Origin of the sequence: Paeniglutamicibacter sp. Y32M11 (assembly GCF_019285735.1) — a bacterium.
In the GTDB taxonomy this organism is placed as follows: Bacteria; Actinomycetota; Actinomycetes; order Actinomycetales; family Micrococcaceae; genus Paeniglutamicibacter.
Genome location: NZ_CP079107.1, coordinates 3,381,073 through 3,394,773 on the forward strand (window position 1 = coordinate 3,381,073; position 13,701 = coordinate 3,394,773).

Annotated in this window: 16 protein-coding genes and 1 tRNA gene; 3 read left to right on the forward strand and 14 right to left on the reverse strand. The window is 60.8% G+C overall.

What is annotated here, in order from left to right; all coding sequences use genetic code 11:
- Positions 1 to 221 precede the first annotated feature (221 nt).
- Both KUF55_RS14945 and KUF55_RS14950 read right to left on the reverse strand, forming a co-directional pair.
- A tRNA-Ala gene (locus KUF55_RS14945) sits at positions 222 to 294 on the reverse strand.
- A gap of 77 nt (positions 295 to 371) precedes the next feature.
- Positions 372 to 593, reverse strand: a complete 222-nt coding sequence (locus KUF55_RS14950; RefSeq protein ID WP_132359548.1) for a helix-turn-helix domain-containing protein — start codon at positions 591 to 593, stop codon at positions 372 to 374.
- 392 nt (positions 594 to 985) lie between these two features.
- Between KUF55_RS14950 and KUF55_RS14955 the strand changes: the two genes are divergently transcribed.
- Positions 986 to 1,462 carry an Lrp/AsnC family transcriptional regulator gene (locus tag KUF55_RS14955; protein WP_132359549.1) on the forward strand — a complete coding sequence of 159 codons (477 nt, stop codon included), beginning with the start codon at positions 986 to 988 and terminating at the stop codon, positions 1,460 to 1,462.
- A gap of 6 nt (positions 1,463 to 1,468) precedes the next feature.
- On the opposite strand, the gene KUF55_RS14960 is transcribed toward KUF55_RS14955, so the two are convergent.
- The 8 genes from KUF55_RS14960 to KUF55_RS14995 all read right to left on the reverse strand — a co-directional run bounded on the left by KUF55_RS14960 (position 1,469) and on the right by KUF55_RS14995 (position 10,153).
- Positions 1,469 to 2,617 carry an acyl-CoA dehydrogenase family protein gene (locus KUF55_RS14960; RefSeq protein WP_218817110.1) on the reverse strand — a complete coding sequence of 383 codons (1,149 nt, stop codon included), beginning with the start codon at positions 2,615 to 2,617 and terminating at the stop codon, positions 1,469 to 1,471.
- A 56-nt stretch (positions 2,618 to 2,673) separates the two neighbouring features.
- Complete coding sequence (locus KUF55_RS14965; RefSeq protein ID WP_218817111.1) at positions 2,674 to 3,609, reverse strand: cytochrome b/b6 domain-containing protein; 936 nt, start codon at positions 3,607 to 3,609, stop codon at positions 2,674 to 2,676.
- Between the two features lie 36 nt (positions 3,610 to 3,645).
- A complete protein-coding gene (locus KUF55_RS14970) occupies positions 3,646 to 4,614 on the reverse strand; it encodes an electron transfer flavoprotein subunit alpha/FixB family protein (RefSeq protein ID WP_218817112.1) in 969 nt (322 codons plus the stop codon).
- Positions 4,615 to 4,627: 13 nt separating this feature from the next.
- The gene (locus tag KUF55_RS14975) at positions 4,628 to 5,392 is read right to left on the reverse strand and encodes an electron transfer flavoprotein subunit beta/FixA family protein (protein ID WP_218817113.1); all 765 of its coding nucleotides are present in this window, start codon (positions 5,390 to 5,392) and stop codon (positions 4,628 to 4,630) included.
- A gap of 140 nt (positions 5,393 to 5,532) precedes the next feature.
- On the reverse strand, positions 5,533 to 6,057 hold the full coding sequence (gene idi, locus KUF55_RS14980) for an isopentenyl-diphosphate Delta-isomerase (protein ID WP_218817114.1): 525 nt from the start codon (positions 6,055 to 6,057) through the stop codon (positions 5,533 to 5,535).
- Between the two features lie 172 nt (positions 6,058 to 6,229).
- Entirely contained in the window at positions 6,230 to 7,756 is a 1,527-nt protein-coding gene (locus KUF55_RS14985; RefSeq protein WP_218817115.1) for an APC family permease, read from the reverse strand.
- 85 nt (positions 7,757 to 7,841) lie between these two features.
- Entirely contained in the window at positions 7,842 to 8,723 is an 882-nt protein-coding gene (locus tag KUF55_RS14990; protein WP_218817116.1) for a universal stress protein, read from the reverse strand.
- A 5-nt stretch (positions 8,724 to 8,728) separates the two neighbouring features.
- Entirely contained in the window at positions 8,729 to 10,153 is a 1,425-nt protein-coding gene (locus KUF55_RS14995) for an NAD(P)/FAD-dependent oxidoreductase (RefSeq protein WP_218817117.1), read from the reverse strand.
- A gap of 112 nt (positions 10,154 to 10,265) precedes the next feature.
- Between KUF55_RS14995 and KUF55_RS15000 the strand changes: the two genes are divergently transcribed.
- Positions 10,266 to 10,937, forward strand: coding sequence for a TetR/AcrR family transcriptional regulator (locus KUF55_RS15000; protein ID WP_218817118.1), 672 nt, complete (start codon positions 10,266 to 10,268; stop codon positions 10,935 to 10,937).
- A gap of 119 nt (positions 10,938 to 11,056) precedes the next feature.
- Positions 11,057 to 11,269: a dihydrofolate reductase family protein gene (locus KUF55_RS15005; protein ID WP_218817119.1), complete on the forward strand. Its 213-nt coding sequence runs from the start codon at positions 11,057 to 11,059 to the stop codon at positions 11,267 to 11,269.
- Between the two features lie 70 nt (positions 11,270 to 11,339).
- Here KUF55_RS15005 and KUF55_RS15010 read toward each other — a convergent pair whose 3' ends face one another.
- The 4 genes from KUF55_RS15010 to KUF55_RS15025 form a co-directional block, all read right to left on the reverse strand.
- Positions 11,340 to 11,891 (reverse strand): PaaI family thioesterase, encoded by a 552-nt coding sequence (locus KUF55_RS15010; protein ID WP_255557084.1) that lies wholly within the window; start codon positions 11,889 to 11,891, stop codon positions 11,340 to 11,342.
- Positions 11,892 to 12,208: 317 nt separating this feature from the next.
- Positions 12,209 to 12,595 (reverse strand): hypothetical protein, encoded by a 387-nt coding sequence (locus tag KUF55_RS15015; protein ID WP_218817120.1) that lies wholly within the window; start codon positions 12,593 to 12,595, stop codon positions 12,209 to 12,211.
- A gap of 180 nt (positions 12,596 to 12,775) precedes the next feature.
- Positions 12,776 to 13,276 carry a DUF456 domain-containing protein gene (locus tag KUF55_RS15020; RefSeq protein WP_132359573.1) on the reverse strand — a complete coding sequence of 167 codons (501 nt, stop codon included), beginning with the start codon at positions 13,274 to 13,276 and terminating at the stop codon, positions 12,776 to 12,778.
- Positions 13,277 to 13,343: 67 nt separating this feature from the next.
- Positions 13,344 to 13,532: a hypothetical protein gene (locus tag KUF55_RS15025; RefSeq protein WP_132359574.1), complete on the reverse strand. Its 189-nt coding sequence runs from the start codon at positions 13,530 to 13,532 to the stop codon at positions 13,344 to 13,346.
- Positions 13,533 to 13,701 lie beyond the last annotated feature (169 nt).

Genomic DNA, 13,701 nt, shown 5'->3' on the forward strand with positions numbered 1-13,701 from the left:
CATGCAATCCACACATAGCTGCTCCTGACGGCGATGCCGCAGTAATACACCGCACTTCCTAGATGCTATTCGATGGGCAGGGCTCCCTGTTTCGACATAACCGACGGTTGAAAATCACGAGCCGCTCGGAGAACTCACTTCGACATCCACAGAGTAGTTTCCGGCAAAAAAATACCTGACCCAACTCCTCTTCAAAAGATTCGTTAGGTCAGGTATCTCGGTGGAGCATAGCGGAATCGAACCGCTGACCTCTTCGATGCGAACGAAGCGCTCTACCAACTGAGCTAATGCCCCGCATTACGGCTTGGAGCCGTAATATTTTTAGCCTAAACCCGAGGTGACCGTCACGCAAAATCGAGGAATCCTTACGATTACTCCTCGTGTTCTGCCTCTATGGCACCAGCCTCTATCGATTCCCTAGCCGCTGCGTATTGGCGTTGAATATAGGCTTCGAGTTCTGTGCGTTCGACTCGCCACACACCGCGTCCACCGATCTTAATCGCTGGTAGATCCCCACCGCGCACCAAGGAGCGGACCTGGGGCAGGTTTACATTCAACTCGTCGGCAACATCTTCTAGACGCAAGAACCTCATGCATTGAAGGCTACCCGGTTCGGAATTGAGATAACCGTCCGCAGACACTTTTGTGGATAACTGCCGTCTATCGGTTCGCCCCGCGGGCCGCCGCACCTGCAATTAAACAAGAGAGGCCCGCGATGACTCCAAGTTTTTGGAATCGTTGCGGACCGCTCTTATGCGCGACCTGAGACCTTGTGGGCCAACCGGCAAAGTCTCCGGGATGAGGTTCCGTTGCGGGGTCTGCTCCCCGTAGCTTGTGGCGTTGGAGAAGCTTCTAACAGCTACTAAAGCAACAACCGGGCATACCGTGCAACACAGTTGGGGATCACTGATCATTTTGACTAACATGGAGGGGTACCCGTCGAACAACTTGGTCAATTTGACCGAACCACAGCTTAGGAGTCGGAATGACGCCGGAATCGTACCAACTGGATGATACGGACAGGCGCATTCTTTTGGCCTTGGATGCGGATCCTCGCGTCCCCACGATGATGCTGGCCCAGCGTTTGGGCCTGGCCCGCGGCACCGTACAAACCCGCATGGAACGACTCGCTAGCTCCGGTGCTTTGCGTCCGAATTCCAGCCGCGTGAAGCCTGCATCGGTGGGCCGCGGCGTCTCGGCTGTGGTCAGCGCCGAGCTTGATCAGGCGCATCTGGAAGAAGCCATCGTGGCACTGAGTCTGATTCCCGAGGTGCTTGAATGTGTGGCTCCGGCCGGCGACACCGACTTGTTGATCCGTGCCGTAGCCAAGGACCCCGATGATTTGTACCGAGTCAGCGAGGAAATTCGCCTCTGCCCCGGCATCACCCGCACATCCACCTCAATGATTTTGCGCGACGTTATCCCCTACCGCACCACCGCACTGCTGGATCACCTAGGTTAACCGCCCCTAGCGGCGGACCTGACGTTCCACGGCCAAACGACCAATCACCAGGCGCATAATTTCGTTACTGCCCTCCAGGATCTGGTGCACCCGCAGGTCCCTCACAATTTTCTCGATCCCGTATTCACTGAGGTAACCGTAGCCGCCGTGTAGCTGCAGCGCCGTGTTGGCAGCATTAAATCCGGCGTCGGTAGCTACGCGCTTGGCCATGGCACAGAGGCGAACGGTATCCGCTGTCCCGCGGTCCAAGGCATCTGCGGCACGCCAAATCATGGTCCGCGCGGTTTCCAGCTCGGTCTCCATGTCGGCGATCGCAAAGAGCAGCGACTGTTGAGCGATCAGCGGTTTACCAAAGGCCTCACGTTCCTTCAGGTACGCGATGGATTTATCCAGAGCCGCCTGCCCTCCGCCAATCGAGCAGGCACCGATATTCACGCGGCCACCGTTCAGACCCCGCATGGCGATCCCGAATCCGGTCCCTTCCTCACCCAGCCGGTTATCCACTGGGATCCTGAGGTTGTCCATGACCACCTGTCGGGTGGGTTGGGCGTTCCAGCCCATCTTGGCCTCCAGCGCACCAAAGGACAGCCCCGGCGTTCCGTCGGGCACCAAGAAGGCGGTGATTCCGGCGCTGCCGGTGTCGGCCGTCCGCGCCATCACGAGGTAGAGACCCGAGGATCCGGCACCGGAGATAAATTGTTTGGTCCCGTTCAGGACGTAGGAGTCCCCATCGCGCACGGCCCGGGTGCTCAGGGCCGCGGCGTCGGATCCAACGCCGGGCTCGGTGAGGCAATAACTACCCAGCATGTCCATGGTGCACAGCTGCGGAACCCAGGCCGCGCGCTGCTCGTCGTTGCCAAACTTGTCGATCATCCACACCACCATGTTGTGAATGGAGATATAAGCGGCAATTGTCGGGTCGGCCTTGGCCAGCTCCTCGAAGATCAGCGCCGCATCCAGCCGACTCATGCCCGAGCCACCGAACTCCTCCCGCACATAAATCCCGCCCATGCCCAGCGACCCGGCCTCGGCCAAGACGTCGATGGGGAAATGGTGGTCTCGGTCCCAGGCCGCAGCCTGCGGGGCGATGTGTTCGGTGGCGAAGTCCGAGACCATCTCGGTGATGGCCTGCTGCTCTTCGGTGAGTTCAAACATGCTCGACTCCTGCTACTTATCTAACGGGCGGGATAGAAGAAAATGCGCAGCGGGTACTACTTGCCGACCTTTCCGGTGAGCGAAGCCACCGGGCGCAGGAAGACGGGCTGAGCCAGGAACCAGAAGCCCACGATCACCACGATGGAGACGATGAACAGGATCAGCCCCGTCCATCCGTCGGAGTTGTTGGATGCGTACATGTGGTTCAGGTTCCGCAGGGCACCGGTGGCCAGCACCAGCGCCACGTGCACCACGGTGAAGGCAACAAAGTAGATCATGACCGGGAAGTGCAGTGCCCGGGCAAGTTCCATGGGGTAGGCCTTATTCAGTGCCACGGCCTTTTTGGGCCAGGCACCCGACATCCGCAGACCGGTGATGATCGCCAACGGGGCGGCAATAAAGACGGTCACGAAGTAGGCCAGCACCTGCAGCGCGTTGTAATTGACCCAGCCTGATTCCGTCGGCCAGTTCAGTGAAAGGTACTGAAGGCCGGCGGAGAGGGCATTGGGGATGATGTCCCAGCTGGTGGGCACGATCCGTGCCCACTGGCCGGAAGCAAAGAGCAGCACGATGAAGATGATCCCGTTAAGTACCCACAGCGCATCAAGGGTGAGGTGGAACCAGAGGTCCAGGCTGATGCGGGTCGGGGCACCCTTGGTGCGGATCAACCCCTTGTTATTGCGTACCCAGTGGGCCGCCGGTCGGGTGGTGGTGCGCACGGCCATGCCGGTGCGCACGATCAAGACCAGGAAGAAGAGATTGAGGAAATGCTGCCAGCCCAGCCATGCGGGGAATCCGACGGGGGTGTTCACCGGCAACTCGGAGTGCCCGGTGTAGGTTTCCATCCAACTCTTCACACCCTCCATGCCCACCAGCCAGCGTGCAACCAGCACGCCGATGATCAATGCGATGATCAGGGAGCCGGTTATGATGCCGGCGCGCGCCAAGGTGCTGGTTGGCAGCTTGTTCCTGGAGGTGGATCGTGCACTCATGAATTGTTCCTTGGATTCGTGATGTGGTGATGTGGGCTAGGCACGAGCCTTGAGGAGCTCGATGACCCGCGGGACGATGCTAAAGACGTCGCCCACGATGCCCAGGTCGGCGATCTCGAAGATGGGTGCATCCTCGTCGTTGTTGATCGCCACAATGGTCTTGGATCCTTGCATGCCGGCTCGGTGTTGGATCGCCCCGGAAATTCCCAGCGCGATGTAGAGCTGCGGGGCAACGCTGACGCCAGTCTGTCCGACCTGCGCCGTCTGGGCGATGTAGCCCGCGTCGACCGCTGCACGGGATGCACCAACTGCACCACCGAGCGCATCTGCCAACTCCTCCACCAGTGCAAAGTTCTGAGTAGAGCCTAGTCCGCGGCCACCGGAGACCACAGTGGCCGCGCCGCGCAGTTCAGGGCGTGCCGAGGTTTCCGGGGCATCGGTGCGAGCGGTGATGGTGGCGGACGCGGAGCTACCGGGTTCTAACACCACGCGGGTGAGCTCAGCGGTGAGCTCCGGGGCCACGTCGTCGATCGCCCCGATCCGCAGCGTGATGATCGGCATGGCGCCGGGCACACTGGCTTGCACGCTATAGGCGCCACCAAAGGCCGAATGCACGGTGGTGATCACCGAGTCGTGCACACTGGCATCAAGCACATCGGCCAAAACTCCGGAACCGGTGCGTACCGCGAGCCGGGCTGCGGCCTCGCGGCCATCCACCGAGGCGGAGGTGAGCACCGCTAGGGGTGCATGGGTGCGCACCGCATCACTGAGCCCATCCACCAGCGGGGTGAGCAGCACGGTGTTGGCATCTGGTGTTTGCACCGCGTGAATTCGTGCGGCTCCCCATTGGCCCAACGTGGTGATGGTTTCCGGCGGTAGTTCAGTATCGCTGACGGTGAGCGCAACGGGGGTGCCTAACCGGGAGGCCAGGGCGAGCAGTCCACGGGCGGCTGCGGTGGGGTGAGCCTGATGGGTGAGTTCAATGAGTACAACAATGTTTTCCATGGCTGTGCCTTTGCTAGATCAGGTGCCGGGCGGTGAGGAAGGTGATCAGTTCGTCGGCGCCCTGGCCGTCGTCAATGATCTTGGCTCCGGCGCTTCGCGCCGGCCGCGGAAGGATCTGGGCCACGGTACTGAGGCTCCGGGCTCCGACGCCAAGTTCGGCGGCAGATTTTGTGGTGACGGGCTTGCGTTTGGCGCCAAGAATGCCCTTGAAGTTGGGGAAACGGGCCTCAGCAAAACGTTCTGTGACGGTGATGATCGCCGGGTAGGCAGCGTTCACTTCCTGAGTTCCGGCTTCGGATTGCCGCTGGCCGCTGATGCCCTGCGCACTCATCTCGGCCGTCGTCAGCGAGCCGAGCAGGGGAAGGCCGAGGTGTTCGGACAGCATGGCCGGCAGCATGCCGGCGCGGCCATCGGTGGATTCGTTGCCGGCGATGATCAGCTCCGCTCCGAGATCGCGTAGCGCCGCGGCCAGCGTGGCGGCGGTGAGGACGAGGTCCGCCCCAATCAGGGCGTCATCAAGTACGTGAATCCCGGAGTCCGCGCCCATGGACAGCGCCTTGCGAATGGCCTTATTGGCGTGTGCCGGACCCATGGTGGCCACGATGACTTCCGTGGTTTTGTCTCGGTCCTTAACGCTCAGGGCCAGCTCGAGGGCTCGTTCGGTGATTTCGTCAATGATCTGGTCGCTGGCGTCGCGGTCCACACGATAGGTCTGCGGGTCCAGGATTCGTTCATCGGCGGTGTCGGGAACCGCCTTGATCAAAACCACGATTTTCATCCGAGTTCTCCTTGCGATGCTGGTCTGTGTGCTCCATCGCGAGACTACTAGGAAGGCTCGAAATTTACTAGGTCTTCCTACTAAATTTGATGCTTTGGCCCACCCACCCATGTATGGAGACGGGGCCACGTGGAGAGTGCTTAGATATTTTTGAGTGACCCCTGGGTAATTTGTTCCAGCAGCCAGGGAGAGAAAACGAAGGGTGTTGCCGTGGCCGCGGTCAACAGATCAGCCGGTGCCACCCAGACATACTCGGCAACCTCATCCGGATGTGGTGCCAGCTCCCCGGAGATCCGGGCGGTGAAGACCGGGCAGATTTCATTTTCCACGATCCCCGAGGCGTCCACCGCGCGGTAGGCGAAGTCGGGAAGCAGCTCACTGACGTGGGTGATGTGTGTGCCTAATTCCTGCTCGGCACGCCGCGCGATGGCCGCCTCGAAGGATTCGTCCACCCCGGGGTGGCCGCAGAAGGAATTGGTCCACACCCCCGGCCAGGTCTTTTTGGACAGCGCCCGACGGGTCAGCAGGATCTGCCCGTCGTCGTTGTAGAGGTAGCAGGAGAAGGCCAGATGCAGGGGCGTGGATTCGGTGTGCACACGCGCCTTGGACTCGGTTCCAATGTGGGTACCGTCGGCGGCCAATAGCACCACAAGTTCCTCGTTCATGGCTCTCTTTCTTCGCTGGGGTGTTTGATGCTCACGACTGGGGCATCTTTAGCCTCAATTCTCCCATGCCCACGGTGGCGCTCGGGCTGAACACACAAAACGCTGCCCACCTCGTGGAGGCCGACGGCCTCCGGTGGACAGCGTTTTGTGGTGCGAAGAAATTCTCCCGCAGTTATTTCAGTCGCTTGAGCGTTTCACCCTTAAAGAATCCGGGGCTCTTGAAGCGCATGTAGAACATCAGTCCAACACCGAGCAGCAGCACGCCCATCCCGAGGATGAACACCATGCCCAGACCGCCAATGTTGGAACCCGATCCGTAATCCGGATCCATCGAGTCATGCGCGGTACTCAGGAACATCACCAGCAGGATCACGCCGCCCACCAGCGGTGCCAGGAACTTGAAGAAGAAGTTGCGCACCGAGCTAAAGCACTCACGCCGGAAGTACCAGACGCAGGCCAGCGCGGTGACTCCATAGTAGAAACAGATCATCAGGCCCAGGGCTGTGATGGTGTCCCAGAGGGCATTTTCGCTCAGCAACCGGGTGATGACGTAGAAACCGGCCGCCGCAGCTCCGGCGGTGATGGTGGCCACCGACGGAGACATGAAGCGCGGAGAGATCTTGCCAAACGCATCGGGCAACGCCTTGTAGTACCCCATGGCCAGCAGCGTACGAGCCGGAGATACCAGGGTGGACTGCAGCGAGGCGGCCGAGGAGGAGAGGATGGCCAGGGACATCAGGATGGCGAAGGGCCCCATGATCGGGCCTGCCAAGACGGCGAAAATCGATTCCTGGTTATCCGGGTTACCCGCACCCAATCCCGTCGTTCCGGTTCCCGCATAGGCGATCACTGCCAAGGAAATGATCATGTAAATGGCCATGATGATCAGTACCGTCAGTGTTGCCGCGCGGCCAGGTACCTTGTCCGGATTTTTAGTTTCTTCATTCATGGTCAGGGTGACATCCCAGCCCCAGAAGATGAAGATTGACAAGGAAACACCAGCGGCGAAGGCACCGAAGGATTCAACCGCCAGGGGGTTAAACCAGTCCAGCGAGATGGGTGTTGGATCAAAGGCGGTGCCATTGTTCACGTGGCTGAATGCGGCGATCGCAAACCAAGCGAGCACCACCAGCTGGAAGGCCACCAGCACGTACTGGAAGGTCTTAGTGGTTTGCATACCGCGATAGGAAATCCAGCAGGCGGCGGCGATGAAGATCAACGTGGTGGGGATGTTGACCCACAGGTTTTTAGTCAGATCCGCGATTCCCGCATTTCCGGTGAGCTGAGCCAGCAGAATGTAGAAGAAGTCCACGGCCACCGCCGCAAGGTTCGAAAGCACGATGACGGTTGCCGCGATCAGCCCCCAGCCGCCCATCCAGCCGATCCACGGGCCAAAGGCCCGAGTCGCCCAGGTGAAGGAGGTGCCGGAGTCGGGCATGGCGGCATTCAGCTCGCGATAGCCCAGGGCCACCAGCAGCATCGGCAGGAAGCCGGCAATAAAGATGGCGGGCAGCTGGGTGCCCACCTCCGCCACGGTGGGGCCCAGTGCGGCGGTCAGGGTATAGGCGGGGGCGATGCAGGAAATCCCGATCACCACGGCACCAATCACACCGACGGTTCCCTTGGACAGGCCCTTCTCACCCAGACCCGATTCCCCGGTTACTAGGGAGCGAGTCTCGGTCGCTGATTCACGACTCATGTTGTTCTTCCTTCATCCGGACGCAGGATGCTCTCCCCCGAAAGATTCGACGGGGTGAGCATCCAGCGACATGCGGCGGGTGGTTTTAGGACTGTGCTGGCTCCACGCTGTGGCTCTTGGGAACCACAACAAGGGGAACCGGAAGGGTGCGCAATATGCGCTGACCGGTGGTACCGAGGAAAAGCCGTTTTTTACGTGCCAGCCGGCTAGAACCGATGAAGGCTATATCGCCGTCATTCCATTCCAACTCCGTTATGGCATCGTCGATGCTACTTCCGGAGGCGATGGAAATTTCCGCGTCGATCCGGTGTTCGGTGAGCACGTCGCGCACCCGTGCTTCGGCCGCGGAGATGGCCTTTGACAGGTCAGTTTTCGACTCGTCGAGCTCATCCTGGGCCACGAGGGACACCACGCGCAGCGTGAGATGTGGCTGACGTGCGGCGGCACTTGCGGCGGCCTGGATGACTCCCCGGGCACCGGCACGCGTTCCGACAAATGCCGTCACGCGTCCCAACTTTCCACCCGCTCGAGCCAGCGCGGCCACGGCACCGGGGTTGCCCATGGCCACCGGAACCGGGGAGGCATGAAGCAACGAACTGGCCACCGAACCCGGTACAAAGAAGCCGGCAACGTGGCGTGCGCGGCCGCCCAGCACGATGGCCCGGGCACCGGTTTCCTGCGCCAGCAGGATCAGGCCCTGAGCCGGGGAGTCCACCGAGCGAGCGATCACCCGGGCGCTGATTCCTGCCGGAACCAGGCCGAGGGCGGTTTGTGCCCAGCCATCAATTTTTTCCGCCAAGATGGAACGGTAGCCGTGGTCTCCCCCGGGGTAACTGGCGGAGAATGGGGTGCTTCGCGGCAGCACGATGGCTAGGTCCAGGTGTGCACCTTCTCCACCGAGGGCGCTGGCCAAGGCGATGGCCTCGGCCCCACGGTCATCGGCCGTATATCCAACAAGTAAGCGCATATCGCTTACTTACCGGAGGCGAGCAGGGAACCGAAGAGGGATTTCACTCCGTCGTACTTCGCCGCCGGTTCGGTGCCGTCGATCGCGGCGTTGATACGTACCGCGGTGCGTCGTCCCATCCGAACAGCACCATCAACATGCTGGTAGCCCTCGCCGGCGAGATCCGAGGAGGAGAAGTAGATTGGGCCGACGTTTTTGTTCTGGTCCGGCCCGAAGCGGAACAGCCCGCCCAGATCGTAGCTGGTGGCATAGGCGCCGCGGGTCCACTCCTCGGCACCGAAGTCGGAGAGGTAGAAGACGCTCGGTTCCAGCGCCTTGGCACCCAGGAATTCGGCCATGGAGGCGAGGATAGCGGCCTTGCGCTCTTCTTCGGGAAGGAGGAACATGGCGTCGGCCTGCAGATCGGAGATGAATCCGACCAGGGTGCCGGTGGTTTCCTCATGGTAGGTGTTGTCGTAGAGTTCCTGCACGATCGCCGAGGGGCCGAAGCAGGTACCCGAGAGGCCCTCTTCGCGCCAGAACGGGGTCTCGTACACGGCGTGCACCTTGATGACCAGGCCCATGGACTGGTGCTGATGGGTCACATGCTGGCGGCGCGGCAGCGGTGGGTTGTAGGAAATGCGCGAGTACAGGTTCGGCGGCACGGCGATGATCACTTTTTTGGCGTTCACCGTGACGTCGGTGCCGTAGGCAGTCACCCCATCCTCGGACCAGTCGAGCTTCAGCACCGGGTTGTTCAGGAACACATCGGTACCTAGACGCTCGGCCACCGCGATGGAAACACCCTGCATGGTGCCGACCATGCGGCGGTCAAGGATGAAGTCCTCGTCAACCAGGTTGGAGAAGGATCCCGCGGAGGAGGACATCAACAGTGCTTGCAGTGCGGAGAAGGTGTGAGCGGGTTTGGTCAGCATGCCGCCGGCAATGAACAGGCCTACATTGTTGCAAGCCACCTCGTCGTTGGAGATGGTGCGCAACCAGTGGTGGAAGGAGATCATGTCCAGCTCGGCCGCCTGCGGGTGCGTCCAGGGAGCGTCGGGATCTACCTGCGCGGTCAGTCGGTCCATTTCCTGGATGAGCTTGTTCATCTCGGCAACGCTGGACTCGGCCACCGGGAAGTCCTCGCCGGTGTAGACCGAGCGGGTTCCGTCCTCCGCGAGGTAGACGGAGGCGCCTTCCTTGTAGCGTTCGAACGTCTCGATGCCCAGTTCCTCGATCAGCGAGTAGAGCCCGGTCTGGTCAGGAGAAATCCACTGGCCACCGATTTCGATGGTGGCCCCGTCCATGTTCTGGCTCCAGGTGCGGCCGCCAACGCGATCGCGGGCCTCCAGCACGGCCACGGACTTGCCCGCCTTACGCAGCTCGTAGGCCGCGGTCAGGCCCGAGGGGCCGGCTCCGATAATAACGACGTCGCGATCCAGGATAGTCATGATGCCCACTTCTTTCGATTACTAAATGAATGACGTTCATTTACTAGACTGGTTCCATGGTAGATCATAAGATGGGCCATTGTGAAGTGCACCACGTCAGGAGCGGACTTTGATGCAGGAATCAGCTACTCCCCCCGGGGCGACTCGGCGCCGCGTCGGTCGCCCGCGCTCTGGCGTGCTTGACCGCGAGCTGATCGCACGGGCAGCGCTAAAGCTAGTGACTTCCGGTGGATACACCGCCCTGACCATGTCGGCAGTGGCCAAGGAACTCGGCGTCTCACCGTCGGCGCTGTATAACCACGTGGAATCCAAGCAGGAACTTATGCAGTGGATCCAGGAAATCGTGATGGACGGGGTCGATTCCTCGGCCTTCGCGACCCACCCGCTGGAGCAGGCCCTCCTACGCTGGGCGGCGAGCTACCGCGATATTTTTGCTGATCACGCGCCCTTGATTCCTCTCATTGCCGTCCTGCCGGTCTCCGGGTCGCCACGGACGCTTCAGATGTACGAGGTAGTTGCCTCCGGCTTCACCCGAGCGGGCTGGAAGCAGTCAAAGATCATCCCGAGCATCGTTGCCATTGAGTCGTTCATTTTCGGGTCCGCACTGGACGCCACTGCCCCCTTGGACATCTTTGACCCGGGAGCCAACGCCGGAAGTATCCCCCACTTCGAGGGGGCCTTGGCCGCGCAACGGGCGAGCGGAAACCACAGCGCCGAGGATGCCTTCATCACTGGTTTGCGAGCCATGATTACCGGCCTCCTCGCGAACGCAGAACTCGACTAGGGGCTTGCCTGCGGCGTTCTCGCACCGCGTTGCCGGTCACAAGTGCTCCCGTCGAGCCGTCCATATTCGGATAGGCGGCAACTGAGTCATGCTCGCGGATTGAGCGACGGAGGCAGTCAATGCCGCCAGACGTGCGCGTCGGCGGAGGAATCGGCACCGCGCGCGAGTTCCTCCGCGCCGGCCTGATTGATGACCTCCACCTCTTGGTCGCCCCCGTTATCCTTGGCCGCGGAACCCGGTTGTGGGATGATCTACCCGGCTTGGACCTTACGCACAAGGTGAAAACAGAAGTCGCCGAGAGCGGCACCATCCACATCACCTTCACCCGGTAGCACGCAGGCAAGAGCATCAAACGCCATTGTGCCCGCGCAGCTTTCGCGCTGGCCCGCGACTACCCCGCTATCATTCCCGGACCATGTTGGACGGGGCGCCGGTGGCCGCGCTCTTCGGGTAAATAATCAGGCACGTGCTCGAGGCAGTGGCCAGCACCCGGTCCTCGGCGTCCCGAATTTCGGCTTCGGCGAAGGCCACATTCTTGGCTCGCCGGGTGACCCACCCATGAGCGGTGACGGTGCCGGTTTCGGCGGTGATGGGATGCAGGAATGACACCTTGATTTCCAGACTGGTATATCCGACTCCGACCGGCAGCGTGCTATGGACGGCACATCCGCACACGGAGTCCAGGACCGTGGCGAAGAACCCGCCGTGGACCGATCCGATGGGGTTGTAATGTGATTCGTCCGGTTCCGCGGTCATCACCACGTCTCCATCGCCAACGGAAACAAATCCCAACCCAATGTGACTACTGATCGGCGGCGCCGCGACGAGCCCCGAGGCCATGGCACGCAGTTGTTCGATTCCGCTACGCTCAAATACCTTGGCCTTATCCGATTCGGGGCTCTGGAAGTGGATGGTCCGTGAACGGTTTGTTGTGGGCTCGGGCAATACCGACATCGTGTGATCTCCGTTTTCTCGAAAGCGTGGGAAGTTCTGAGGCACCTTCGGTAGCCATCACCTTAGCGCGGAAGAATGGCAATAATCATGACGACCATCAGAGCCGAAGCAACGTTGGTTAAGGTTTTGCTTGTTCCTCGATCATGACGTTACTCCCCGGGCCACGATCTCCGCCGTAGTCACCAGAATTTGATTCGGGATTCTTATTCCGCAAGCACCGAGCCGTACCGCAGAAACAAAAAACGCCCCGTCGGCACCAACTCCGGATCATCCGAAGCAAGGTGCCAACAAGGCGTTGAGGGTGGTGCGGGCCGTGATTACATCATCGGGGTGTTCATCATCTGCACGAGCATTTCCGGATCACCGTAGTTGTAGATGGCCCAGCCGAATCCCATGATCAGGGCAGTCGATGCCACGAGCCAGATCCCTGACAGCTTGGCCATGAGGCGGATCTCGCTGCGGCTGACCGAAAGTCGATCTTCGGTGTAGTTCTCGGCAACCTTGCTCATCCGCTCGGCCGGGGTCAGCGATGCCATGGCGTTGAGGTTCACCAGGTGGTTCGAGGCGGTGTCAGTGCTTCCATCACACAAACGTGCCCGGGTGAGATTGCGCTTGCGGTCTTGGGTCATCTCGGCGATGTTCGAGCCGTGACGTGCCAGCAAGATATCCTCGCCCAGCGGCATTCTTCTGTGTGCCAAACGCATAGCTAACCCCTCAAAAATCGCGTGAGCGGGGAACTACACACCCGCAAGATTTTCCATCTTCTCTTTGAGGTTACGTGCGTTTTTTGCGCCGAGGGCGATATATCCACCTTTCGGTTGGCAAGCTCACAGGGGCCTGTGGCCCAGACCGCCAGAAACGCGTGGCGGGCCCCACAAAGCAGCCTAGCGGGTCATAAAGTGCGTGATCACGCCGATCATCCAGATCGATGCGGCCAACGCCGCGGCACCAAACTCAACCAGAACTCCCCATCCCATGGCCTTGAGTGCCGAGCCGGAGGCAGCCAAGGCTGCCCCAAAGTCCTTACGCCGAGCAAATTCGCCCAGCACCAGGCCCAGCGCAAAACCTAGGAACAAGCCCAGCACGGGAATGACGAACATGCCCACCACCGCCAGCGCGATGCCCAACGCGATCGAGCCGCGCGGAATTTGCTGCTGTTTCATATTGCGTCCGGTCAGTACCGCGGAGGCACTGAACCCGGCGAGCGCCAGTGCCATTCCAATGCCCGCGCACCACCAGGCCGCGGGACTGCCAATGATCCAGGCCCAGGCCAAAAGCGTGCCGATGGCCAGCAGGCTTCCGGGAAGCACCGGGACGATGGTTCCGACTACGGCGACGGCCAACAGCAACCCCGCAACAACGGTGGTGATGACTTGTAAATCCATGAGTCACATTCTTGCAGTGATCTTGCCGTGCATCCGGTGACGCGCGGTAGTCGGGATGCCGGATCGGTTAGTCACCCACGATGGCCCAGCTGCCGGCGTCCTTGTATTCGCTATCAACGATCTCTTCGCCGGTGCCCGGCTCCATGGGGTAATTCTTCAGATTGCCGGCCCAATACCGCAGCACCCGACCCAGCTCGGCCTCGGGATTAAGCTTCATTGCCTCGGTGTTCATGTCGACCTCAAAGATAAATCTCATGTACCCACATCCCTTGGTCCGGACGCTGCCCCGTGATCGGGACCCTGCCCCTTCGTTTTCCCATCCTAGGCACGTCAGCGCCCGATATACCACGACCAGTTTTCCGCCGATGGTCCCCGTCCACAAAAAGATGACGATGGATTGTTGAACAATCTGCGTTCGTAGTGCA

Excerpts from the sequence above, each read along its gene's own strand:
- KUF55_RS15000 (WP_218817118.1), top strand. The coding sequence starts at position 10,266 with ATGCAGGAATCAGCTACTCCCCCCGGGGCGACTCGGCGCCGCGTCGGT.
- KUF55_RS15025 (WP_132359574.1), bottom strand. The coding sequence starts at position 13,532 with ATGAGATTTATCTTTGAGGTCGACATGAACACCGAGGCAATGAAGCTT.
- KUF55_RS14960 (WP_218817110.1), bottom strand. The coding sequence starts at position 2,617 with ATGTTTGAACTCACCGAAGAGCAGCAGGCCATCACCGAGATGGTCTCG.
- KUF55_RS14965 (WP_218817111.1), bottom strand. The coding sequence starts at position 3,609 with ATGAGTGCACGATCCACCTCCAGGAACAAGCTGCCAACCAGCACCTTG.
- KUF55_RS14985 (WP_218817115.1), bottom strand. The coding sequence starts at position 7,756 with ATGAGTCGTGAATCAGCGACCGAGACTCGCTCCCTAGTAACCGGGGAA.
- KUF55_RS14970 (WP_218817112.1), bottom strand. The coding sequence starts at position 4,614 with ATGGAAAACATTGTTGTACTCATTGAACTCACCCATCAGGCTCACCCC.
- KUF55_RS15005 (WP_218817119.1), top strand. The coding sequence starts at position 11,057 with ATGCCGCCAGACGTGCGCGTCGGCGGAGGAATCGGCACCGCGCGCGAG.
- idi (WP_218817114.1), bottom strand. The coding sequence starts at position 6,057 with ATGAACGAGGAACTTGTGGTGCTATTGGCCGCCGACGGTACCCACATT.
- KUF55_RS14955 (WP_132359549.1), top strand. The coding sequence starts at position 986 with ATGACGCCGGAATCGTACCAACTGGATGATACGGACAGGCGCATTCTT.
- KUF55_RS14990 (WP_218817116.1), bottom strand. The coding sequence starts at position 8,723 with ATGCGCTTACTTGTTGGATATACGGCCGATGACCGTGGGGCCGAGGCC.
- KUF55_RS14950 (WP_132359548.1), bottom strand. The coding sequence starts at position 593 with ATGAGGTTCTTGCGTCTAGAAGATGTTGCCGACGAGTTGAATGTAAAC.
- KUF55_RS15015 (WP_218817120.1), bottom strand. The coding sequence starts at position 12,595 with ATGCGTTTGGCACACAGAAGAATGCCGCTGGGCGAGGATATCTTGCTG.
- KUF55_RS15020 (WP_132359573.1), bottom strand. The coding sequence starts at position 13,276 with ATGGATTTACAAGTCATCACCACCGTTGTTGCGGGGTTGCTGTTGGCC.
- KUF55_RS14975 (WP_218817113.1), bottom strand. The coding sequence starts at position 5,392 with ATGAAAATCGTGGTTTTGATCAAGGCGGTTCCCGACACCGCCGATGAA.
- KUF55_RS14995 (WP_218817117.1), bottom strand. The coding sequence starts at position 10,153 with ATGACTATCCTGGATCGCGACGTCGTTATTATCGGAGCCGGCCCCTCG.
- KUF55_RS15010 (WP_255557084.1), bottom strand. The coding sequence starts at position 11,891 with ATGTCGGTATTGCCCGAGCCCACAACAAACCGTTCACGGACCATCCAC.